This window comes from Pseudomonas sp. G2-4 (assembly GCF_030064125.1).
Classification (GTDB): domain Bacteria; phylum Pseudomonadota; class Gammaproteobacteria; order Pseudomonadales; family Pseudomonadaceae; genus Aquipseudomonas.
Genome location: NZ_CP125957.1, coordinates 3,268,787 through 3,291,032, shown reverse-complemented (window position 1 = coordinate 3,291,032; position 22,246 = coordinate 3,268,787). Strand labels below are relative to the sequence as shown.

Annotated in this window: 17 protein-coding genes and 1 pseudogene; 10 read left to right on the top strand and 8 right to left on the bottom strand. The window is 57.4% G+C overall.

Annotated features, from left to right (window positions below; all coding sequences use genetic code 11):
• The first annotated feature begins 59 nt into the window (after positions 1-59).
• Positions 60-1,961 carry a potassium transporter Kup gene (locus QNH97_RS14080; protein WP_283557388.1) on the top strand — a complete coding sequence of 634 codons (1,902 nt, stop codon included), beginning with the start codon at positions 60-62 and terminating at the stop codon, positions 1,959-1,961.
• Positions 1,962-1,991: 30 nt separating this feature from the next.
• Here the strand turns inward: QNH97_RS14080 and QNH97_RS14075 are convergent, their stop codons facing one another.
• Both QNH97_RS14075 and QNH97_RS14070 read right to left on the bottom strand, forming a co-directional pair.
• Positions 1,992-2,942, bottom strand: coding sequence for a magnesium transporter CorA family protein (locus QNH97_RS14075; protein ID WP_283557387.1), 951 nt, complete (start codon positions 2,940-2,942; stop codon positions 1,992-1,994).
• Positions 2,943-3,008: 66 nt separating this feature from the next.
• Positions 3,009-4,595, bottom strand: a complete 1,587-nt coding sequence (locus QNH97_RS14070; protein ID WP_283557386.1) for a RimK family ATP-grasp domain-containing protein — start codon at positions 4,593-4,595, stop codon at positions 3,009-3,011.
• A 92-nt stretch (positions 4,596-4,687) separates the two neighbouring features.
• Between QNH97_RS14070 and QNH97_RS14065 the strand changes: the two genes are divergently transcribed.
• The gene (locus QNH97_RS14065) at positions 4,688-5,836 is read left to right on the top strand and encodes a GNAT family N-acetyltransferase/peptidase C39 family protein (RefSeq protein ID WP_283557385.1); all 1,149 of its coding nucleotides are present in this window, start codon (positions 4,688-4,690) and stop codon (positions 5,834-5,836) included.
• 84 nt (positions 5,837-5,920) lie between these two features.
• On the opposite strand, the gene QNH97_RS14060 is transcribed toward QNH97_RS14065, so the two are convergent.
• The 3 genes from QNH97_RS14060 to QNH97_RS14050 form a co-directional block, all read right to left on the bottom strand.
• Positions 5,921-6,031 (bottom strand): helix-turn-helix domain-containing protein, encoded by a 111-nt coding sequence (locus QNH97_RS14060; RefSeq protein ID WP_283557487.1) that lies wholly within the window; start codon positions 6,029-6,031, stop codon positions 5,921-5,923.
• A 290-nt stretch (positions 6,032-6,321) separates the two neighbouring features.
• Positions 6,322-6,678: a type II toxin-antitoxin system RelE/ParE family toxin gene (locus QNH97_RS14055; RefSeq protein WP_283557384.1), complete on the bottom strand. Its 357-nt coding sequence runs from the start codon at positions 6,676-6,678 to the stop codon at positions 6,322-6,324.
• A gap of 9 nt (positions 6,679-6,687) precedes the next feature.
• On the bottom strand, positions 6,688-6,969 hold the full coding sequence (locus QNH97_RS14050) for a type II toxin-antitoxin system ParD family antitoxin (RefSeq protein ID WP_283557383.1): 282 nt from the start codon (positions 6,967-6,969) through the stop codon (positions 6,688-6,690).
• A gap of 526 nt (positions 6,970-7,495) precedes the next feature.
• Between QNH97_RS14050 and QNH97_RS14045 the strand changes: the two are divergent.
• The 3 genes and pseudogenes from QNH97_RS14045 to QNH97_RS14035 form a co-directional block, all read left to right on the top strand.
• A pseudogene (locus QNH97_RS14045) lies at positions 7,496-7,665 on the top strand (Arm DNA-binding domain-containing protein); the annotation flags it as partial.
• 110 nt (positions 7,666-7,775) lie between these two features.
• Positions 7,776-8,330 carry a DcrB/PsbP domain-containing protein gene (locus tag QNH97_RS14040; RefSeq protein WP_283557382.1) on the top strand — a complete coding sequence of 185 codons (555 nt, stop codon included), beginning with the start codon at positions 7,776-7,778 and terminating at the stop codon, positions 8,328-8,330.
• Between the two features lie 63 nt (positions 8,331-8,393).
• Positions 8,394-8,597 (top strand): RidA family protein, encoded by a 204-nt coding sequence (locus tag QNH97_RS14035; RefSeq protein WP_283557381.1) that lies wholly within the window; start codon positions 8,394-8,396, stop codon positions 8,595-8,597.
• Between the two features lie 362 nt (positions 8,598-8,959).
• On the opposite strand, the gene QNH97_RS14030 is transcribed toward QNH97_RS14035, so the two are convergent.
• Positions 8,960-10,228 carry a tyrosine-type recombinase/integrase gene (locus tag QNH97_RS14030; RefSeq protein ID WP_283557380.1) on the bottom strand — a complete coding sequence of 423 codons (1,269 nt, stop codon included), beginning with the start codon at positions 10,226-10,228 and terminating at the stop codon, positions 8,960-8,962.
• A gap of 153 nt (positions 10,229-10,381) precedes the next feature.
• The gene (locus tag QNH97_RS14025) at positions 10,382-11,296 is read right to left on the bottom strand and encodes a LysR family transcriptional regulator (RefSeq protein ID WP_283557379.1); all 915 of its coding nucleotides are present in this window, start codon (positions 11,294-11,296) and stop codon (positions 10,382-10,384) included.
• A gap of 244 nt (positions 11,297-11,540) precedes the next feature.
• On the opposite strand from QNH97_RS14025, the gene QNH97_RS14020 reads away from it, so the two are divergent.
• From QNH97_RS14020 to QNH97_RS14000, 5 genes are all read left to right on the top strand, one after another.
• Positions 11,541-12,566 (top strand): zinc-dependent alcohol dehydrogenase family protein, encoded by a 1,026-nt coding sequence (locus QNH97_RS14020; protein ID WP_283557378.1) that lies wholly within the window; start codon positions 11,541-11,543, stop codon positions 12,564-12,566.
• Between the two features lie 696 nt (positions 12,567-13,262).
• Positions 13,263-14,738 (top strand): hypothetical protein, encoded by a 1,476-nt coding sequence (locus QNH97_RS14015; protein WP_283557377.1) that lies wholly within the window; start codon positions 13,263-13,265, stop codon positions 14,736-14,738.
• A 96-nt stretch (positions 14,739-14,834) separates the two neighbouring features.
• Positions 14,835-16,232, top strand: a complete 1,398-nt coding sequence (locus tag QNH97_RS14010) for an aminotransferase-like domain-containing protein (RefSeq protein WP_283557376.1) — start codon at positions 14,835-14,837, stop codon at positions 16,230-16,232.
• 90 nt (positions 16,233-16,322) lie between these two features.
• Positions 16,323-17,969 carry a phosphoglucomutase (alpha-D-glucose-1,6-bisphosphate-dependent) gene (gene pgm, locus QNH97_RS14005; RefSeq protein WP_283557375.1) on the top strand — a complete coding sequence of 549 codons (1,647 nt, stop codon included), beginning with the start codon at positions 16,323-16,325 and terminating at the stop codon, positions 17,967-17,969.
• Between the two features lie 358 nt (positions 17,970-18,327).
• A complete protein-coding gene (locus tag QNH97_RS14000) occupies positions 18,328-20,796 on the top strand; it encodes a UvrD-helicase domain-containing protein (protein WP_283557374.1) in 2,469 nt (822 codons plus the stop codon).
• Positions 20,797-21,812: 1,016 nt separating this feature from the next.
• On the opposite strand, the gene QNH97_RS13995 is transcribed toward QNH97_RS14000, so the two are convergent.
• On the bottom strand, positions 21,813-22,091 hold the full coding sequence (locus QNH97_RS13995; RefSeq protein WP_003201764.1) for a DUF1652 domain-containing protein: 279 nt from the start codon (positions 22,089-22,091) through the stop codon (positions 21,813-21,815).
• Between the last annotated feature and the right edge of the window lie 155 nt (positions 22,092-22,246).

The window sequence follows — 22,246 nt, the reverse complement described above, 5'->3', positions numbered from 1 at the left end:
GCAGTGATAACGCCCAGGGACGCCATGTACTTACTCCCGCAGTCTGAGAGAAGCCCCCCTTGAGTGAAACGGCGACCATTGCACACGAAACCTCACCGTCCAAAACATCCGGCGTCGGCTTGGTCATTGCCGCCGTCGGCGTGGTCTATGGCGATATCGGTACCAGTCCTCTCTATACGCTGAAAGAGGTGTTTTCCGGGCACTTCGGGGTTCAAGCCAGTCACGATGGGGTGCTGGGCATCCTGTCGCTGATTTTCTGGTCGTTGGTCTGGGTTGTCTCGATCAAATACGTACTGTTCATTCTGAGGGCCGACAACCAGGGGGAAGGCGGCATCATGGCTTTGACGGCTCTGGCCCGTCGCGCGTCTGCATCTTATCCGAACATGAGCAAGGTACTAGTGCTGCTAGGCCTGTTTGGCGCGGCGCTGTTCTACGGGGACAGCATGATCACCCCGGCTATTTCAGTGCTATCCGCGGTTGAAGGGCTCCAGCTTGCCTTTGATGGCGTAGAGAATTGGGTGGTGCCGTTGTCGGTCATCGTGTTGGTGGCGCTGTTCCTGATACAGAAACATGGCACGGCGCGGATTGGCATCCTGTTCGGGCCGGTCATGGTGTTGTGGTTCGTGGTGTTGGGGGCACTCGGGATTCATGGCATCTTGCAGCGACCTGAGGTGCTTGAGGCGCTGAACCCCGTTTGGGCATTACGGTTCTTCATCGTCCACCCCGGTGTCGGTGTGGCAATCCTGGGCGCCGTCGTATTGGCCTTGACCGGTGCAGAGGCGCTTTATGCAGACATGGGCCACTTCGGTCGCAGACCGATCTCTCGTGCGTGGTTCATGTTGGTACTGCCAGGGTTGGCGCTCAACTATTTTGGTCAGGGTGCCCTGATCCTTGAGAACCCTGAGGCCGTTCGTAATCCTTTCTATCTGCTGGCGCCAAGCTGGGCATTGCTGCCCATGGTCGCGCTGTCCACGCTGGCGACCATCATCGCCTCCCAGGCAGTGATCTCCGGTGCTTTCTCCCTGACGCGACAGGCTATCCAGTTAGGGTATGTCCCGCGCATGTTTATCCAGCACACCTCCAGCCACGAACAGGGGCAAATCTACATCGGCACGGTCAACTGGGCATTAATGGTCGGTGTCGTGTTGCTAGTCATCGGCTTCGAGTCGTCCAGTGCCCTGGCTGCCGCTTATGGCGTTGCAGTCACTGGCACCATGCTGATCACCACGATTTTGGCATCGGCGGTCGTGCTCCTGCTTTGGAAAACGCCACGTTGGCTGGCCATTCCGTTGCTGCTAGGTTTCTTGCTGGTAGACAGCCTGTATTTTGCCGCGAACGCACCGAAGATCTTTCAAGGCGGTGCGTTCCCAGTGATTGCCGGAATCGGTCTGTTCATCTTGATGACGACCTGGAAGCGGGGCAGAAAGATTATTGTTGAGCGGCTGGATGAAACCGCACTTCCTCTACCGCTATTCATCGGCAGCATCCGTACGCAGCCTCCCCATCGGGTGCAAGGTACGGCAGTGTTTCTTACGGCTAGGACAGATGCTGTTCCTCATGCACTGCTGCACAACCTGCTGCATAACCAGGTTTTGCATGAGCAAGTCGTATTGCTCACAGTGGTGTCCGAAGACAGCCCTCGTGTGAGTGCTGACCGACGGTTTGAGGTTGAAGCCTATGGAGAAGGGTTCTTCCGGGTCAGTCTGCACTTTGGCTTTATCGAGGAGCCCGATGTCCCCTTGGCCTTGAGTCTCTGTCACTTGGGTGAACTGGACTTCAGTCCGATGCGCACCACCTATTTCCTCAGCCGGGAGACGGTGATCCCGACCAAGCGCATCGGAATGGCCCGTTGGCGAGAAACCCTGTTCGCGTTTTTGCTGAAGAACGCCAATAGCAACCTGAAGTACTTCAAGTTACCGTTGAACCGGGTGATAGAGCTGGGCACACAGGTCGAGATGTAAAAGAGTCATCGAGTATCCAGAGGGGCTCGTTCAATGCGGGCCATTCATGCTGGATGAAGCACGTGTCAGACGCTTGAGCGCGATAACCATCAGGCCCCCGGCTACGACCATTCCCGTGAGAAAAAGCGGATAGGCAACCCACCAGGGAACGGCTGAGGTCATCATGCTGAACTCGGACATGCCACCAATGCTAGCGATCAGGTTGAGAGGCAGGAAAACCACATTGATCAGCGTCAGTTTGCGTAACAGGTTGTTCATGGTGTTGTTCATCAAATTGCCGCGTGCGTCGATCAAGCCGGCAAACACCCTGGAGTAGATTTCCGCCTGTTTGTTGCACTGGGTGTTTTCGATGATCAAATCGTCGATAAGCGCAATCGCCTCGACACTGAAGTGCTCTTTTTCCGCATGGTTGCGCAGCCGAGTCAGGACAGCGCCATTGCTGTGAATCGCATTGATGTAGTAGATCAGGCTTTCGCTGAGGTTAAACATCTGGACCAGATGTCGATTCTCCATCGAGGCGTTGAATTTCTGCTGCAGCTCGCGAGCCACCATCTTGATCACCTTGAGGTGACCCAGGTAGTGGTGGAGGTTGTTGAACAGTATGTCCAGCAGCACATCTTGCGTTGTGTGCAAGGGGTGCCGCTGCCCCAATCCACTCAACTGGGAGTCGTCAGTCGCGATTATCAGCAAGCGTGTTTTAGAGAAGAGCAAGCCGAACGATGAGACCTCAAAGGCCAGGCTATCTCCGCCCGAGTAACTTTCCGGACGCTTCCAGATCAAGAACAGGTTATCCGGATGGAATTCGATGCGTGAGACTTCGTCCGGATCCAGTGCCGAAGCCAGCGCGTGATCGTCCAGTTTGAACTCGCTGCGCAACAGATCTCGTTCTGCCGCATCGGGATTGCTGAACAACATCACATCAGCATTGAGCTGTTCAACCGGTACCAGCGCCCCATTGGCGAGTAGGAAACTCTTGATCACGTCTGACCTATGGCGTTGTTGACGGAGGAAGTCAGTGTCTTGCAGGTCGTGTAGCGGATCAAGTATTCACCAGGCCTGACCGCGACGTTTCAGCTCAAGGCGGCGAATGAACTCTTCCAGAACCAAGGAATACAGGTCGTCTTGCAAGTATGCGTCTTCGATGCCCGCGTCCATGTTCGGGTTGTCGTTAACCTCGATTACCACCACCTTATCCCCCGACTGTTTCAGATCGACCCCGTACAAACCATCGCCAATGAGATTCGCGGTCTTCACCGCCAGCTCCACCACCGCCCGCGGTGCTTCGTGAACCGCCAAGGTGCGGCATTCCCCATTAATGTCCTGGCCCTTGGCTTTGTGGTTGTAGATTTGCCAGTGACCTTTGGACATGAAGTACTGGCAGGCGAAAATCGGTTTGCGGTTGAGTACGCCGATGCGCCAGTCGTACTCGGTGTAGAAGAACTCCTGAGCCAGTAGCAATACCGAGTGCTCGAAGAGCTCAGCGGTGGCATCCAGCAGCGCCTGTTGGCTTTCAACCTTGATTACGCCACGGGAAAAACAACCATCGGGAATCTTCAGCACTAATGGAAAGCCCAGGCGTTCACCGACTCGCTCGAAGTCTTCCGGTCGCTCCTTGTAGAGAATCTCGGTTGCCGGCATACCCAATTGATGGCTTTTGAGCAGATCAGTCAGGTACACCTTGTTGGTACAGCGCAGGATTGAAGTGGGATCGTCCATCACCACCAGGCCTTCGCTTTCCGCCTTCTTGGCGAAGCGATAGGTGTGGTTATCCACGCTGGTGGTTTCGCGAATCAGCAGGGCGTCATACTCGGCTATTCGTGAGTAGTCTTTCTTTTCGATCAGATCGACATCGATGCCCAGACCTTTGCCCACCCTGATAAAACTTTCCAGTGCCTTGGCATTGGAAGGCGGCAGCGATTCTTGTGGGTCATGCAATATGGCCAGGTCGTAACGGGCCACGCGGGGTGACCGCGCTACTCGCCAGATCTTGCGGCTGAAACTGTCCAGCGAGTTGGAAAATTGATCCTCCTGGTCTTCGCGTAGCTTTTGCAAGACGCCAGGCTTTATCCCCTCAATGTGCCAACTATTGCTTTTACGGAACTCCACCAAGAGGATCGGACATGGGAAAATTTCGAAAATTTGCCGGGTCAGTTCCTGCAAAGGCTCAAGGTTGGTTTTGCCAAAGTAAAGAGTGAGCGTGAATCCTTCGATATTACTATAAAGGTGGTTATTCAGTGCTTTGTCCAGCGCCTTGTCCAAGTCATCCAACGCTAGGCTGTACAGTGACTTTCGGGTCAACTCGCTGATGGTTCGCACAGACGGAATAACTTTATGATCGCGTGCTTCTGCCAGCAATGAACAGTAATACCCGTGTCCTAGGTACTTGTAGCTCCGACACAGATTGATAACCTGAACACGCTTGCCAGCCTCGCTTTCAAGGGGTTGTTCAAGATATTCCTGGGCACTCATCACATCGTCTGATGGGAAATAAGACGCCCAGTCTTCTTTTCGCTCAACAATAATAACGACTTGGTTTTGCAGTCTGGATGCGCTCGATAAATAAGTAAGGTTTGATATTGCCGTTAGCCGATTTTGCTCTGATACTTCACGCAAATCACCCTGTACCGCTGACATATGAGAAGGTCCGTTGGAGAACAAGTCCTTATCTATTAAGCACGATACTTTTTAAAAGTCTCGTTTCGTTACGCAACTTTTACGGCGGCTATATGAATCTGGTATTTCGCAAGGCGACACATGATGACCTGAAGTCTCTGCTGGAACTGGAAAACCAGTGCTTTACTCATGACCGGCTCACGCCGCGCAGTTTCCAGTGGATGATCGGCCGAGCCCATGCCAGCCTGATCGTCGCGCAGGCCGAGAGCCAATTGATGGGCTACTGCCTGGTCTTGTTCCACCGCGGCACCTCGCTGGCGCGTCTGTACTCCATCGCCATCGCCACCCATAGTCGTGGCCTGGGCTTGGGGAAACAGCTACTGGATCAGGCGGAAGAGTGCGCACGCGCGAACGACTGCGCCTACCTGCGACTGGAAGTCCGACCGGATAATCCGGTTGCCATCAGTCTTTATGAGCGCAATGGGTACCGGCGCTTCGCCGTGGTAAACGACTACTACGAAGACCATTTGCATGCGCTGCGCTTGGAAAAGCGCGTTGTGCAGCATCGGGAAAACCGTGAGCTCCAGGTACCTTACTACCAACAGACCACTGAGTTTACCTGCGGCCCGGCTTGCCTCTTGATGGCCATGAAGGCATTGCAACCTGATCGTTTAATCGGGCGTAGGGACGAACTGCAGATCTGGCGTGAAGCCACCACGGTGTTCATGACTTCAGGGCACGGTGGTTGCAGTCCCCAAGGGTTGGCACTCGCGGCCTGGCGCCGGGGGTTTCGAGTACGCTTGCAAGTGAGTATCACAGGTCCGCTATTTCTCGACGGCGTGCGCGACGAGCATAAAAAAGAAGTAATGCGCCTGGTACACGAAGCGTTCTGCAGCGAGCTCGCGCAGAGTGATGTGGAGCAGGTGAGCAGCAACCAACTGGACCTGGCCCTCGCACTGAAGGAGGGCGGTCAACCCCTGGTGTTGATCAGCAGCTACCGACTGACGCGCTCAAAAGCCCCACACTGGGTCATTGTCACTGATTACGATGAGGACTTCGTCTACCTGCATGATCCAGATATTGATCATAGTCAGCACCGTCAGGCACTTGATTGCCAGCACCTTCCCGTCAGCCACAAGGCGTTCGACAAAATGTGTGTTTTCGGCGGCAGTAAGTTGCGCGCTTCCGTGACGATTTACGCTCGTGAGCAGTCCAGCAGGGGCGTTTCAAATGCCTGCGCCACAGAAGCTTTGGATCAGTGAAACTTCGTATACCGCGACTTGAAGGCTTTTACCTCCATTTCGGTAGTGAGCTGTCGTGGCTGGGGGAGGGTTTCCTTCGACTTTTTACGCCCGCCTTCCATGAATACTCGGAGGTGAGGCGTATTGGCCCCACACAGCCTTGAGCAGTTGCTGATGCGTAAGGACTCGGTTCGGATGTGAGCAAAGATAGACCAGCAGGCGGTACTCCGGACGCCCCTACGATTTGGTGGCTCGCTATGGCGGCGAAGAGTTTACCTGCGTTCTGCCCAATACACGCTGAACGGCGGAGACGTACCGAACCTGCTTAAATCAATTCTTCCGGTACGCCATCCTTGAGGGAGGGCTTGATATCAACCCGCCGCCGACCTCGATAGTGTGGCAGTGCCGAATCGGGTGATAGCGTTGGGCGTTCAGATTGAGACGTAGAGGGATGTGCCTCACCTTTGCTGTTCACGGCCACTTAAGCCTTGGGGCTATGTCTGTGATCAATCGTTAGGCAGGTGCAACTGCACTTCCATGGCGTCATGAAGGAGTCTGACGACCTCGATCACGTCGTCGCTTGCCACGCGATAGAACACGACATGGCGAGGGCTTTTGACCGTTCCATGGGGGTGTTTAGCCTGCTGCCGTAAATAGATAAGGTGATAGCTGCGAAGGCCCGGTGCAAGCTCATCGAGGTCGTGGCTGCCAACTCGATAAGGCGTGTCGGCAATCGCTTGCAGCGCCGTGAGGATCAGCGCCTGATAGCGCTGGCGTGCTTGATCGCCGAACTGCGTCTGGGAGAGCCTTAGGATGTCGACAATGTCGGCGCGCGCGGCGTTGGAAATCCGATACTGCAGCATGCTCAGTGTTTAGCGCGCGGGGAGGGTGGCGTCCAGGCTCAAGCCCTCGAGGCAGTGCTCCAAATCCCCTTCGTTCACCTGAGTAAAGCGCCCGTGTTCAAGGTCCATGATGCCGATCGAGGTCGCCTTACGCAGGGCCTCAATTTTGGCGGTGTCTTCGGCGACGCGTTGCTCCAATAGCCGTAAGCCTTCTCGCATTACCTCGCTGGCATTTTGATAACGGCCGGACTGCACCAGGTCCTGGATAACCTGTTCCTGGTGAGGGGTGAGCACAACGTTTCGCGTCGCCATAATTAGCTCCAGTTGCATACCAAAAGGTACTTTTATTCATTGGCATATTATGCCAATTCCCCTCAGGAGCAAAGCTTGGGCTGACATCCGGCGAGCTGGATTGCATGGCTGAATGACTGCTTCCCCCGATTTGCTGTCGATAGACCTCGATAGCGTGGCTTGGAATTGCTACTGCTTTTGCTCTTGATACAGCTTCAAAACAAGTCCAGAATCAAGTCCATTCCTGCTTCAGGAATAACAGAAACCCTATAGATTTCAATGAGTCGGACACCGGATGCGAGTCTCGTTTCCCGCTCCATATTGTGATCTACAGACTTCCATTGGCGTCTGTAGGTATTTGAAAAGAGGAGCTTCGGCTCCTTTTTTCGTTCCAGCAAACGCCACGAAAATCCACCGACAGCCAACGTTTTTGAGGCCAGAATTGAGGCCAAGGAGTACGGGTGGCGCCGGTTCCGGGTTGTTGCTGGGGTTGGATCGGGATGACCAGCAGCATCGAGCCCAAGTCTCACGACTTAGGCGTTTGATGATGGCACTCTCTGATCTGGCCGTGCGGCAAGCCAGGCCGCCGAGAAAACCTACAGCATCCCCGAAACTGACGGCCTAGGCCTGGTGGTCACACCCACCGGTGGCAAATCGTGGCATCTGCGCTACTACTGGTTCGGCAAGAAAAAGCGCATCTCCTTGGGCACCTATCCGACACGCTGCGGCTGTGAACAACATCCTGGGCAAGTGAGCAGGCAAGTAAGCTAGGCTGTTCGCACGACAGGCCGTCGGTATTCGACGGCCTGAAAACAAAGGCGCTATCAATGTCGAAGCATTTGCTGTTGGGCTGGACCCGTTCCTTGTGCGTGCTTGCTGCCTTGAGTGGCGCGGTCACCATGGCAGTTGCTGCTCCGCCTGAAAAAGCCGCTACGGCGGCATCGGACACGCAATCGGTGTCCCTGGCAGGCGGCAAGCTGAAGTTCGCGCTGAAAGGCGTCGAGGCCCGTATCTTAAACAGCGAGAACGGCGGCACGATGTACTTCGATCCGAAAAGCGAGCGGGCCATCATCGTTACCGAAGGTCCGGCGCCGACTGCGGGCACCACCCCGGACGCTGCGTTTCGCCTTGCCGTGGATACCTTGAAGGAAAAGCAGCAGGCCACGTCACCCAACTTTCGCATGACTAGCGAGAAGACCATTCAGGTGAACGGCTTGAAGATGTACCGCCTGGACGGTACCGACGATTTCAACGGCCTGAAACTACTGATGGCCTCGTTGATGACGATGAACGATCAGAAGATCACCATCATCGAAGTGATGTCCAGCGTAAACGACCCGGCCGGCCATACCGCTGCGTTGAAGAACATTCTGGGCAAGTAAACCGCAGGTTTCCGGATAGTAGGCTGTCGGCTCCCGACGGTCTGTCCATCACAAGGAGCCCGCATGATCTCGTGCGCAAAGCTTGCCCAACTCGGTGTCGTGCTCCCCGACCCGCCCGCGCCGCGCGGCGACTATGTACCCGACGTGGTGCACCGCGGGGTGGTCTACGTCAGTGGCCAGCTGTTGCGCGAAGGCAATCTCACGATCACATCCGCCACCTCACAAGACGACCTCAAGCGTGCCGGCCGTGCATGCTGCGCGCACTGAGCGCGATCGATCAAGCCCTCGGGCTGGAAAATGTGGAGGCACAGGGGAAGGCGTACGTTCCATAGGTTTAGCGCAATATAAAACTCAATAAATAGCATTGCCTGCACGCGCTGATCGGATTTCTGATTCTAAAGGGAAACTCCACGATTTGGCTGTAGCACACTTGCGCTATAGCTTCGATGCGAAGCTACATTCTAAACTGCGGACAGCCCCCTCGTACTTCTTGTTGAGTTGCCGCAGTGTGTGATGAATAGGGTGCTTATCCAAGGTTTCAAGGTCACTACATCCCTCCTTAGTCAGACGATAGGAATTGATGCATGCCTCGTTTCCCACTCCATCTCCTAATTCCTTGCGCTGCATCCTCAATCTGAGGTCACGTGCGCAGCGTTTTGCCGCAACTGGTCTAAGTAGTTCGCCCATTGTTGAGCCGCCTCCCGGCGTTGCACTAGTAATTGCGCGCGGGCATACACAGCCCCCAACGCACCTGGCATCCGGTGGGATAAGGACAGTTCGAGCACGATTGGATCGATACCTAAGTGCTCATGGGCAATGGTCCGGTAGGTGGCGCGAAAGCCGTGGGCAGTGATGTTGTACTCCGGCCAGATACGCTGAAAGGACTTGAGCATGGAGGTCGGGTTTATGGGACGACCCGGATAGACCGGCGAGACGAACACCCAGCCTTTGCCTTCTTCATCCACCACGCGGGTTTTATGTAGCTCGCGTAACTGAACCAAGGCTTGCTCAGGCAACGGCACGATGTGCTTGCTCTTATCCAGATGCTTGGTCTTGCTCACCACATAACGCCAATCGGCGCCCACCAAGTCGACATCTTCCCAGCGCATCCGCACCAGTTCGCCTGGGCGGACCGGCAACATGACCAGCAGACGCATTGCGGCGGCAACGCTGCCGTCGTTGCAGTCATCCAGACGCAGGAGAAACCTGCCTAGGTCGGCTGGCCTTTCGATCGCTGGGTTGCTGGTCACGACATGGCGGATCTTCAACTCCTCAATGTTGCTGAGCGCCACATTGCGTTCCACCCATCCGCGCCCCTCGGCAAAACCCAGAACGGCACGGATGATGGTACGCACGCGCCGGGCCATGGCCATGGTGCGCTGACGTCGCAACTCCGTAATGATTGTGGTGATGTGCTCCAGCTTGATCTCGCCGACCGGTTTTTTACCAATCACGGGCAAAATGTGGTTGTTCAGCGCTCCGTTAAACCCCGAGATGGATTTGGTTACCAGCTCGGCAGACTTGAACGTCATCCATTGCTTGGCTACGTATTCGAAGGTGCGCACCTCGTTGAGCAGGTGCGCTTCGATCTTGGCGGTCTTGGCCTTGAGCGGTGCGGTTTGGTTAGCCACGTCGCGGCGTGCGCCGCGGGCGATGTCGCGCGCCTCCTTGAGACCAATGTCGGGGTAAGCGCCGATGGAGAAGCGGTTTTCCTTGCCATGCAGCCGATACTTCAATCGCCACACCTTGGAAGGGGATTTGCCGACCTTGCTCGACGCCCTGACCTCCAAGTAGAGGCCAGGGACTTCGCCATCGGCGTGTTTGCCAGGTTCTGTCAGGGAGCGGATCAAGGCATCGCTGAGTTTTCGTTTGAAAACGACCGCATTATCTGGGGGCATCGGTGGGGGCATCCTTTTCAAGGAACCGAAATTTGCCCCCAATTATGCCCCCATGAGTCGTGGAATCCATTGGATATAGACAGGCGGCAATGGACTGAAATTACCAATAACCTATTGTTATAAAACAGTTTTATGGAATTCACTGGAACTCCATTAAAGGCTATCGGGGTCCCCAAAGAACATCTGAATCCGCGAACGCAACCAACGCTCGCCCGGGTCGTTATCCTGGGACCCGCGCCAGGCCATGTGCAGCTCAAAGCTGCGCACCGGAAGCGGTGGGTCTTCGGCGCGTACGCCACCAGCGGCGGTCAGTGCGTCGGCAGTGTAGTCGGGCACGATGGCGATGATGTCAGTGCCTGCCAGCAGTGTGCTCAGGCCATTGAACTGCGGTACGGCCAAGACCACATGACGCTTGCGGTCGAGTTTTCCCAACTCTTCGTCGATAAAACCGCTCAAGTCACCGGCGAAGGACACCAGCGCATGGGGCCGGACGCAGAATTCGTCCAGGGTCAGCCGTCCTGGGGCCGTGTCAGCCCGCAGCACTTTGGGCATGCTGCGCCGCAAGACTTTGCGCTTGGCGTTGGCCGGCAGATCTTCGGTATAGCTGACACCGATGGAGATTTCCCCGGAGGCCAGCAACCCTGGCATCAGAATGTAGTTGACCCGACGCACCACCAGGACAATGCCCGGTGCTTCGGCCCGCAGGCGTTTGAGCAGCATGGGCAGCAGGGCGAACTCGGCGTCGTCCGACAGACCGATGCGGAACACCGAGGTGCTGGTGGCCGGGTCGAACTCCGCCGCCCGGCTGACCGCCGTGGAAATCGAATCCAGGGCTGGGGAGAGCAGGGCGAAGATCTCGACTGCTCGCGCCGACGGCTCCATGCTGCGGCCGGTGCGCACGAACAACGGATCATCGAACAGGCTGCGCAGGCGCGACAGCGCGGCGCTGATGGCCGGTTGGCCAAGAAACAGTTTCTCGGCAGCGCGGGTTACACTGCGTTCATGCATCAGTGTTTCGAACACGATCAACAGGTTCAGGTCGACACGACGCAGGTCATTACGATTCATCTGGGGTCCTGGCAGGTTCAGCAAGCTTGACGTCAGCGGTCATATGAGAACAATGGCCGGCATGAATCTTACGGGGAAAGGCTGGTACTCTGCACCGGCTAATTGCTTTTTCCTACAGAACGGATCCGATTTCTTGCTGCGGAATCAATGACAGGCATGTCGACTATTAATAGCCACTGATGGTCTTGGCTCCAAAGCCCGGATAGAGTTCATGGCATTAGAGGTTACTTTGACGAGGTTTGCGATGTCCCGCACGATCCGTTTTCACAAGTTTGGCGGTGCCGAGGTGCTCAAATGCGAAGAGCATGCGGCGGCTCTTCCTGCCCCAGGAGAAGTGCAGGTTCGTGTCGAAGCGATCGGCATCAGTTGGTACGACACCCTGTGGCGCCAGAACCTGGCGTCGTCCCAGGCTCGTCTGCCTTCAGGCCTGGGCCATGAAATGGCCGGAGTGGTAACGGCCGTGGGCGACGGTATCGACGATTTGGCCGTGGGCGACAAGGTCGCCAGCTTCCCTGCCGAGAGCCCGAACGATTATCCGGTGTACGGTGAGGTCATCGTGCTGCCGCGCACCGCCTTGACCCGTTATCCCGACGTGCTCAGCCCGATCGAAGCCTCGGTGCATTACACGCCGCTGCTGATTGCTTATTTCGCCTACGTGGACCTGGCGCGGGTCAAGCCCGGGCAGTTTGCCCTGGTGACCGATGCCAGCCACTGCGCGGGGCCTTCCTTCGTGCAACTGGGTAAGGCCCTGGGAGTGCGGGTGATCGCGGCCACCAAGACCGCTGATGAGCGTGACTACCTGCTGTCGCTGGGGGCTGAAAAAGTCATCGTCACCGAAGAGCAGGACTTGCTGATGCAAATCAACAAGCTCACCGACAACCGTGGTGTCGATGTGGTGTTCGACGGCCTCGGTGGGCCGCAGATGTCGCTGCTCGGCGATGTATTGGCGCCGCGTGGCAGCCTGGTGTTGTATGGCTTGCAGGGCGGCAACCAGACACCGTTTCCGGCGTGTGCGGCGTTCCAGAAGAACATTCAGTTCTTTGTGCACTGCATCGGCAACTTCACCGGCAAGCCGGAACTGGGCATCGTCCAGGACCAGGTGGCGTTGCAACGAGCGCTGCGTGACATCAATCAACTCACCGCCGACCGCGTATTGTTGCCACTCAAGACCCGGGTGTTCCCGTTCTCCGAGTTTGTCGAGGCTCACCGTTACATGGGCGAATGCCCTTGCCGTGAACGTGTTGCCCTCCAGGTAGTCGATCCTGCCTGATGCCTCTCTGGCGCAGGAGCCATCTTCCGGGCTCTTGCGCTGCCTCCGGCCTGACCGCCCATCCCTCCTTTTTCCATGATTGCGACGCCTCCCGCCTGACGGTGGTGCCCTGGCGCCCGACCAGCGAATCCTTGCACGAGCGACGCCTGTTCGCTGGAAACCAGAAGCGAATCTGTTCGCCCGCCGACATCTGAACTGGTTTTTGTCCCTAATCTGTATCTTCTAATCATTGTTTAAGTCCTGATAATTGAACGCTGATTTCCATCTCAAGGAAGAAGTCGTGGCGCGGTATAACTTTTTCGAAGGTTTCGAACCTTCGCTGCCTGTTCAAGGCACTCCAAGCATTACTTGGTATAAGGGCATCTGTCGACTTTGGGGAAAACAGGGGGAGGCAGGAGGAAAACCTAAGTTCGGCTTATTCTTTGTTTCTCGTACTCATTGTCTGTGGGACGTTGTCGGAATTCTCCTAGGACGCACAGGAAAACCGCCGGAGGCCAATGATATAGCGGCTTCCAGGGCTATTCTGAAATGGAGTGGTCCAGCGCGGGGCGTGTGTATCAAATAATTACGACAAGCAAAAATCAAGCGTATTGCTAATACTCTCTGCAGTACTAGAACACTTCATTCTGATCTACACGTCGCACGCTCACGTTGGTGCGAGTGCGGTGCCGATATTCGAATTCCAGGTAAATGGCTATGAGTGCAATTCATGAGCAGGCAATGACTCACGTATATCAACAGATATTGCAACGACTGTTGGGTTTCTATTCCCGTGCAGAACGTACCGCGTTGCAGCTTTTGATCCAGCGTTTAATTGTCGCCGCCGGAGGCATTGACCGGATTGGCGATTATCGCGTGCTGACAGTCCAGAACGGCAGTCGGGAGAGCTTTTATGTGCTGACAGCCTTGCGGGCCGCGCAACTCAGCATTGCGGGCAGGCATCCGGTGACCTTTGACTTGCGTGTCGCCACGCCGCGCATGAGCGAGACCACCCAGTCGACCCTGGAAAACATTCACCACTGCTACAGCGCGCTGTTTGTCTACGACGATCCCCGGGTCGAGCTGCTGATGGCCGATAACCGTGAAGTGCTGCCGTTCAATCACAATCAACCACTTTCGGTGGCCGGGCATGAGGCTTGTCGCACGGACATGCTGGTGCTGGGGCATCTGCGCTCGGCGGACAGTCCTCTTGAGGTGGGCGACGACGGCTACCTGGCGATGGCGGAACTCTATTGGCACATGGCTCGCTGGGAATCGGGGGTCGATTCGTTGGTCAGCAGTGATACGCCGCGCCAGCAAAAACAGTTCATGTCGGGTCTTCGGCGCGCCAGCCGCAAGATCGGCCTGGCCATGGACCACAATGGCGGCTTCGACAGCCTCTTTGCCCAGCTCGACACCTTGGGCAGCGATCTCTACCAGGCATTCCGGAGCCAGGATCACCTCTACGCATGGAAGCCCGAAGGCCATTTCGAGGCATGTCGGCGAGTGGGTCATATCGGTATCGACGACCTGTTGGTCGACCGCTTGGAAGGAACCAACTGGCCGCTCTTCAACGAGTTCCTGCGGGTTCAGACTGAGAATCTAGTCGTATCCGCGCCCGAAAATGAATACGTCAGTCCGCTCCTGTCGGCGCATCTGCATGGCCTGCAAGCCTGTTATCTGCAAGGGCGCAGTTACGAGGACGGCTACGGCGATTACGTACAGCGAGCGGTCATGATCATGCATCGCAAGCAACTGCCTGAGCACGCCTGCCAGCAAGCTCGAGAGCTGTTTGGTACGCCTTCGGCCATCCCCGAGCGCCGTGCCCAGGCCGCCATCGAAGCGCAAAAAAAACTTGGGCTCAATGAAGCGCAACTGGTGTGCATGTTGTTTGCCCCCTTCGTGGAGAACGGCGCAGGCCTGGAGCACTTCCTGCGTTGCTGCCATCCCGGCATGCTGGTGGCGCTGCCGGATCTGCACAAGGCCATGCAAGGCGCGAGCGTTACTGATCAGGTGGAGCAGTGGATGGTCGACGTCAGCGGCCTACCCATTGGTCTGCTCACCAAACTGTACCAAGCCCGCATTGCGCTGTCGGAACAGGACGCGGTATCGGGGGTCGATGCGCAAGCTGTGGACACCGAGGAAGCCGGGCAGGGCGCTGATGAGCTGTGCGAACGCTCGGCAAGACACTGAGGAACGAGGTTTGGCGGATTCATCCATACCTTATCCGGCCGTTGTTCCCGGTGTGCCGGCAGGATCGGTCACGGCCCGTTTTTTGGGGCAGATCCTGTGAAGGGATGCCGGGAAACAGACTTCGCCTACCAGGCGGTTTATCGATACCTGACGACCTTGATCAACGAATTGGGGGCTGATGCGCGGGTGCGCCTGCCGTCGCTGCGACAATTGGCCGAACGCTTGGACGTGTCGATTTCTACCATCCAATACGCCTATTCGTTGCTGGAAAAGGAAGGCAGGGTCTACTCGATTGCCAAGTCTGGTTACTACGCGTTGCCGGTGCCTTGCGTTGCGACCCTGGGCGGCGGCGGTGATTTGCTCGAGACCCTGTACGTCAATGCACGGCGACCGGGCATGCGGGTGCTCAGTGCGGATGAGCCGGCATCGATGCAGCCACTGGACAGCCCATTGTTGTTGCTCGAGCGCGAACTGCTGCGCCAGTACCCACGCTCCTCGCAGGCGCCCTCGCAACCCTGGGGCGAGTTGGAGCTGCGTGCTGCGCTGGCCGCCCGCTATACCTCGTCTGCCTCCCGCTGCTGGAGCGCCGATGATGTCTATATCGGCGCCGATCTGCGCGGCGTCCTGGAAATCCTGATCGCCGTGCTGGCGCTGAAGGGCGCCACGGTACTGATCGAATCACCCTGTGATTGGACCATCCTGCGCCTGTTGCAGGGCGCAGAGATCCGGGTCATCGAGCTGCCGTTGCGGGCAGGCGGGGAGATCAATACCGAGCAACTGGAGCACCTGCTGGTGAGCGAAACGGTGCGTCTGGTGGTGCTGTCTTCGGTTTTGAGCATGCCCAGGGGCACGCTCATTCTTGAACACAACCGCCACGCGGTGGCACGCCTGCTGGCGCTGCACGGCACCTGGGTGTTGGAAAACGACAGCTACGCCGACCTTGCCTTCGAGGCAGGCGTTGTGCCTTTTCGGGATTTGCTCGACCCGGACCGATTGATCGTCTATTCCACGTTCGAGAAAACCATCGGCCCAGAGGCGCCCTATGGTTATGTGTTGTCGCGCCAATTGACCCTGCAATTGCAGCGACATTTTCTATTGCGCGCCTTTCGTCTGTCGCCGATTCGCCAGAAAGCCATTGCCCGCTTGTACAGCAACGGTCGGATCGATCAGCACTTACTGGTCTTGCGGCGCTTGCTGCGTGAAAGCGCGGTGTCGGCGACGCAATTGCTCCGTGAACGGCTGGGGGACAGCCTGCAATGGGTCGTGCCGGAAGGTGGCGCGACGATCTGGATGCGGTCATCGCGCCCAGTCGATCTGCGGCGGGTCTTCCAGCGCCTGCTTGCCCAGCGAATTGTCATCGCCCCGGGCGAGCTGTTCAGCATCCAGGGGTTGTACGGGCAGCATATGCGTCTGACTCATGCCTTGAACGCGTCGGACGACCTGGACATAGCGCTCTGCGCGCTGGCCGATGCCTTGAGGCTCGAGCAATCCTGATGGAGGGGATGGATCGAACCCATCGCACCATGGTCGAACTGTCAGTAAACTGCATCCTATTTCCCGAGTCACTCCATCCAGAGGTATTGCATGACAGTCAGTCCATTTGCGGGCAAGCCGGCACCGGCAGAGTTGTTGATCGATATCCCGCGACTGGTGACGGCCTACTACACCGGCCGACCCGACGCCTCGGTTGCAACCCAGCGCGTGGCATTCGGCACCTCCGGTCACCGCGGCAGTTCCTTCGATCTGGGGTTCAACGAGTGGCACGTGCTGGCAATCAGTCAGGCGATCTGCTTGTACCGTGAAGCCCAGGGCATCAACGGGCCGCTGTTCGTCGGTATCGATACCCATGCGCTGTCGACCCCGGCGGGCGCAAGCGCACTGGAAGTGTTCGCGGCCAACGGTGTGACCGTGATGATCGCCGAGGGTGATGAATACACCCCGACGCCGGCGATTTCCCACGCCATTCTCTGCTACAACCGAGGCCGTACCTCGGGCCTGGCGGACGGCATTGTCATCACACCGTCCCACAACCCACCGCAGAGCGGGGGCTACAAATACAACCCCACCAATGGCGGCCCGGCCGATACCCACATCACCAAATGGATCGAAGCCAAGGCCAACGAACTGCTGGCCAATCAGTTGGCGGGGGTCAAGCGCATCAGCTATGAACAGGTCCTGAAGGCCGACACCACCCACCGTCACGATTACCTCAACACCTACGTGGCGGACCTGGGCAATGTCATCGATTTCGACGCTATTCGCGGTGCCGGGTTGCACTTGGGCGTCGATCCACTGGGCGGCGCGGGAGTGCGCTACTGGCCGGCCATCGCCGAGCATTACCGCCTCGACCTGGAAGTGGTGAACACCCATGTGGACTCCACCTTCCGCTTCATGACCGTCGATTGGGACGGGCAGATTCGCATGGACCCGTCCTCCAGCCACGCCATGCAAGGGCTGATCGGCCTGAAGGAGCGTTTCGACGTGGCCTTCGCCTGCGACCCGGACCATGACCGCCATGGAATCGTGACGCCGTCCGGTGGCCTGTTGGCGCCGAACAGCTACCTGGCAGTGTCCATCGATTATCTGTTCCAGAATCGCCCGCAATGGCGCGCTGATGCCGCCGTGGGAAAGACGGTGGTCAGCAGCGGCTTGATCGATCGCGTCGCCAAACGCCTGGGCCGGCGCCTCTATGAAGTACCGGTCGGCTTCAAATGGTTTGCCGACGGTCTGTTCGATGGCTCCCTGGGCTTTGGTGGCGAAGAAAGTGCCGGTGCTTCGTTCCTGCGCAAGGACGGCGGCGTCTGGAGCACCGACAAGGACGGCCTGATTCCGGCGTTGCTGGCGGCTGAAATGACCGCCCGCACCGGTCGCGACCCAAGCCAGGCCTACCGTGCCTTGACCGATGAACTGGGCGAACCGTTCTCGGTACGCGTCGACGCCAAGGCCAGTCCGCAGCAGAAGGCATTGCTGAGCAAACTGTCGCCGGAGCAGGTCGCGTCCACCGAGTTGGCCGGGGAGAAGATCCAGAACATTCTCAGCAATGCGCCAGGCAATGACCAGGCCATCGGCGGCTTGAAGGTGATGACCGAAAACGGCTGGTTCGCAGCGCGTCCGTCTGGCACCGAGGACATCTACAAGATCTACGCCGAGAGCTTCATTAGTGATGAGCACCTCAAGCAACTGGTGGTTGAGGCGCAGTCGTTGGTGGATGCTGCTATTACTGATAAGTGACGCCGTTTGTGGCGAGGGACTTTGCTCCCTCGCCAGTGGTCTCTTACATCGTAGTATTATCTTTAGATAATTTCTGTAACTAATTGATCTGTAATAAATTAAGTCTTTGGTCGCCTCATCGCGAGCAAGCTCGCTCCCACATTTGGGTTTGCAGGGATCTGCGATTCCGACTCCGCCGCAATCCCTATGGGAGCGAGCTTGGTCCCGATAGCAATCCCTCCAGCCTACGATGATGCCAGTGTGCGATAGCACTTTCACTTCATCGCCTAAATCCATGACTTAAAAGCTTTTGGGTGGAACCTGACGGCAAATCCAGACACCATAGCCGTCATGATTCAGAACACCGGAGTCTCCCAGCGTGTCGCAACACACTCCCGATCTTCCCCCTGACCTGCTGCCTTTGGCCCAGATGCCGCTGTTCAAGCGCCTGGCCGCCCGCTTTTTTGGTCACGGCCTGACGCGCCTGCGCGCCCAGCATCGGGCGTCCTGGCTGCACGGTCAGGCCGATGGCTTTCGCAGTGGCCATACCGCCGGTTTTGACTATGGCTATCAAGAAGGCAGGACTGAAGGGCTGGAAGAGGGTCGCCAGGTCCTGTTGATCCGCGACTCGCGCAGTACCGAACATCCGGCGCCGAAGGTCGATGACCTGTTGTTTGACGACTGGCGCTTGCCGTTGCCTGCCGAACTGAAGAAACGCATCAAGGCAGACGTTGCCCGATTGCTGCCGGCACAGGCGCAACCCAGTGCGGCGCAATGGAAAATGATATTCAGTGATACGCCTGCGACCTCGGTAGTGGCCGGCGCGGGTGCGGGCAAGTCCACGACACTGGTGCTGCGTATCGTGTTGCTGTCTCATTACCTGGGTTTCGAACTGGACTCCATGACGGTGGTGACCTTCACCCGTGAATCGCGCAAGGACTTCATCCAGAAACTGATCGAAGTGTTTGCCCTGTGGGGGCGGACGGTCAGTCTCAAGGAAGCGCGCGACCTAGTGCGCACCTTCCACTCGCGCATCTTGCCCATGGTGCGCAGCCTGCCTGGATTTGAGCGTCTCCAGGCCTTCGAGACCTTGAGCCATCGAGCTGGACCGGGCGATGACGACGTCCAGGAGAATCCCTTCGACTTGCGCATCAACGATGCTCAGCGCCAGCAACTCAACGCCTGTTATCACGGCCTTTATCAGCGTGATGAGCGTTTCCGTGAGCTGATCAAGCCGCTGTCCCGGCACGCATTGCAGCTCAAGGAGTTGGAGCGTGATCACCCGGATGTACAAAAGCGCGTGGCCGTGACCGAATTGGCGGCACTACGCGACGAAGAGCTGTGCGACGGGATCGAAGACCTGTGGTTCCGTGCTGGCGCTTGGCCGATCAACGGGATCGAGCCAAAACGCCAGACATTCGAGATCAATGGCTCGACGTTCCATTGCCACGGTTACATCCCATCCTTGGATGCTTGGGTGATGTTGGGCTTCGATCCGCGAGAGGACGCCCGGCTCAGTCGGCCAGGTGCCAAGTTGAGTATCCGTGCGGAATGGGCTGTGAAGCGTACCCTGTTTCAAGCTTTCTGTCGTAAGCCACTGATATGGCTGGAAACCTATGAGGCATCAAGGAGGGTGCTTGCCTCGCTGGCGGGAGATGCCAGCGCAGGCCCTGGGTTCGATTACAAGGTCAAGGGCGAGCTGGGTTCGGCTCCGTTGCTCGATTGCTTTGTCGTCGCCGCCGGTTTTATCGAGAACCTTGGCCTGGATGTGCCGGATGCAGTGGGACGGATGTGTTTTTCCCAGGACGACCCTGATCGCTATTTCTTCGAGGCGCTGAGTCGTTACTGGCGTGCATTCGAAGATCATTTGCTCGATCAGTCGCCGCCGGTCATGACTTACAACCGGATGTTCGCGCTATTCAGCGAGCATTCGCCGGAAAACTTCAAACTGCTCAGCGACTCACTGCTTCGACCGTTATCGCATCTGATGATCGACGAGTTCCAAGACGTTTCGCCACAGATTGTCTCATGGCTTCGCGCCAGTCTTCGCGAAGTGCGTAGCCGTGGCCCGGCCATGCACGTAGGGCGCGGCGCACAGCGCTCTTCCTTGCTGTGCGTCGGTGACGATTGGCAGTCGATCTACGGTTGGCGTGGCAGTTCCCCCAGCTATTTCATGGGGTTCAACAAGCAGTTCCCGTCGCCAACGCACACCCGGGTAATGCTCACTGACAACTACCGCAGCCACCAGCACATCATCGATGCCGCCGAACACATCGTGCGTGCGGCGACGGCTATCCCGGGGAAAAAGGCCAAGGCCAGTGGGCAGACCCGTTCGCTGAGCCCGGTCAATGTGCTGGACCGAGACGACGAAGGCCTGGCGCAGCGGCTGGATGAGCATTATCGCAAGGGTGATTCAATCTTGATGCTGTATCGAAAAAGTAGCGATAAGCTATTGATACAAAATCATATTATCTCGACAGTTAATGTTGATTCTAACTTGCCCTACGAGGCACGACGGCTGCGGCAGATGACCTATCACAGTGCCAAGGGGCTTCAGGCCGATGCGGTATTTTTGTTGGGCGATTGCCAGCACTTGACTAGTTCGCCGTACAAGAACCAGGTTTATCGAATGGCCGGGCTGGGCCAGGACGGCGATGCCGAGCCCTACGACACGGCGCAAAAAGACGAGATTCTGCGTTTGGCCTACGTGGGTATTACCCGTGCTGTGCAACATTGCTACTGGTACGTTGACGGGCAGGATGGGCAGGCTGCCAATGTGCCGAAGGCCTCGGATCGTATCGGGGCGGGGAAACCGTTCTTCGCCGACCATCGGCGGGTTCGTGGTTGATTGAGGCCTTGGCGGGGGGCTTGGTTTGTGTGTATATCCGTTGCTGCGGTAACGGCGACTTAGGGTTCCGCCCTTACGGCGGCTCACTTTTGAGAAGCGCAAAAGTAAGCAAAACGCTTTTGCCCCACCACTCGGTGCCTCGCCTAGGCTCGGCATGCCCTCACTCCGGCATTGCTCCGTGGGCCCGCCGCGAAGGACCATCCATGGTCCAGCGCGGCTATCCCGGCATCCATGCCGGGATGCCCACTGCGCAATGCCTGCGTTCGGCCAGCGTGGTTTAACGGGGCGCCCCGGATCAAAATCAAAAGCGAGGCGGCCTGAGAGCCGGCCTGATTCAGGGTGATCGCATTTCCCCTGTGGGAGCGAGCCTGCTCGCGAAGGCGTTGGTTCAGATAGATAGAGATTGGATTTACTGTCGTCATCGCGAGCTCGCTCCCACAATTGGAGCGGAGTACAGACAGGCGAGCTAGGTCGACTATAAAGCCGCCTTCGCGAGTAGGTTCGCTCCCACAGTTGGAGCGGAGTACAGACGGGAGAGCTAGGTCGACTATAAAGCCGCCTTCGCGAGTAGGCTCGCTCCCACAGTTGGAGCGGAGTACGACCGAGAGAACCAGGTCGGCTCTCAGGCCGCCTCGCGGCGGACGTTGATCTCGGCGCCCCGTTAACCACGATGGCCGAACGTAGGTATTGCGCAGTGGGCACCTCGGCATGGATGCCGAGGTAGCCGCGCTGGACCATGGATGGTCCTTCGCGGCGGCCCACGGAGCAATGCCGGAGTGAGGGCACGCCGAGCCCTAGCGAGGTGCCGAGTGGTGGGGCATAAAGCGTTTTGCTTACTTTTGCGCTTCTCAAAAGTGAGCCGCTGTAAGAGCGGAACCGCCAGCAGCCGTTACCGCAGCAACGGATATACACACAACCTATGAAACCCCACCCAAAAAAAAACGGCGCTTCCCCTTCAAAGGAAACACCGTTTTTCTCAAGCGAACACCATTGCACTGGCCGTGTGCGTCTTCCTATCAGGAAGCAAATCGCCGCAAGCCAACCGGTGGCACGAAAGCTTCCAACTCGGCCTCCACCGCCTCGATTATTCGCTCCACATCCGGGGCGTTCATCACGGTCGCGCAGGGGATGCCCGCAATAGCGATCATGGTCTCGCCGCTGGCACGGTCAAACAGCCGGGCAACCATACTCCCCGGTGCGTCCATACTGGCTTCAAATCCCATAGGATGGAAATGCCAGCGCATCAACTGGCAGGCATTGGGGAACGTAACCTTGCTGAAAGATCCTTTATTCATGTATTGCCCGCCTTCTTCAATCGAGCGCTTCCATTAGCTCATGTCAGGAAGGAAGAGCCGTCATGGCTCTACCAGTGAGAACTAAAAATAGCACCTGAAAATGAAAGGCATGTGGCTTTTTTCAGTCCGTTTTGCGATTGGTTCAGTTTTTTTGA

Excerpts from the sequence above, each read along its gene's own strand:
- QNH97_RS14070 (WP_283557386.1), bottom strand. The coding sequence starts at position 4,595 with ATGTCAGCGGTACAGGGTGATTTGCGTGAAGTATCAGAGCAAAATCGG.
- QNH97_RS14065 (WP_283557385.1), top strand. The coding sequence starts at position 4,688 with ATGAATCTGGTATTTCGCAAGGCGACACATGATGACCTGAAGTCTCTG.
- QNH97_RS14055 (WP_283557384.1), bottom strand. The coding sequence starts at position 6,678 with ATGCTGCAGTATCGGATTTCCAACGCCGCGCGCGCCGACATTGTCGAC.
- QNH97_RS14050 (WP_283557383.1), bottom strand. The coding sequence starts at position 6,969 with ATGGCGACGCGAAACGTTGTGCTCACCCCTCACCAGGAACAGGTTATC.
- QNH97_RS14040 (WP_283557382.1), top strand. The coding sequence starts at position 7,776 with ATGTCGAAGCATTTGCTGTTGGGCTGGACCCGTTCCTTGTGCGTGCTT.
- QNH97_RS14035 (WP_283557381.1), top strand. The coding sequence starts at position 8,394 with ATGATCTCGTGCGCAAAGCTTGCCCAACTCGGTGTCGTGCTCCCCGAC.
- QNH97_RS14030 (WP_283557380.1), bottom strand. The coding sequence starts at position 10,228 with ATGCCCCCAGATAATGCGGTCGTTTTCAAACGAAAACTCAGCGATGCC.
- QNH97_RS14025 (WP_283557379.1), bottom strand. The coding sequence starts at position 11,296 with ATGAATCGTAATGACCTGCGTCGTGTCGACCTGAACCTGTTGATCGTG.
- QNH97_RS14020 (WP_283557378.1), top strand. The coding sequence starts at position 11,541 with ATGTCCCGCACGATCCGTTTTCACAAGTTTGGCGGTGCCGAGGTGCTC.
- QNH97_RS14015 (WP_283557377.1), top strand. The coding sequence starts at position 13,263 with ATGAGTGCAATTCATGAGCAGGCAATGACTCACGTATATCAACAGATA.
- pgm (WP_283557375.1), top strand. The coding sequence starts at position 16,323 with ATGACAGTCAGTCCATTTGCGGGCAAGCCGGCACCGGCAGAGTTGTTG.
- QNH97_RS13995 (WP_003201764.1), bottom strand. The coding sequence starts at position 22,091 with ATGAATAAAGGATCTTTCAGCAAGGTTACGTTCCCCAATGCCTGCCAG.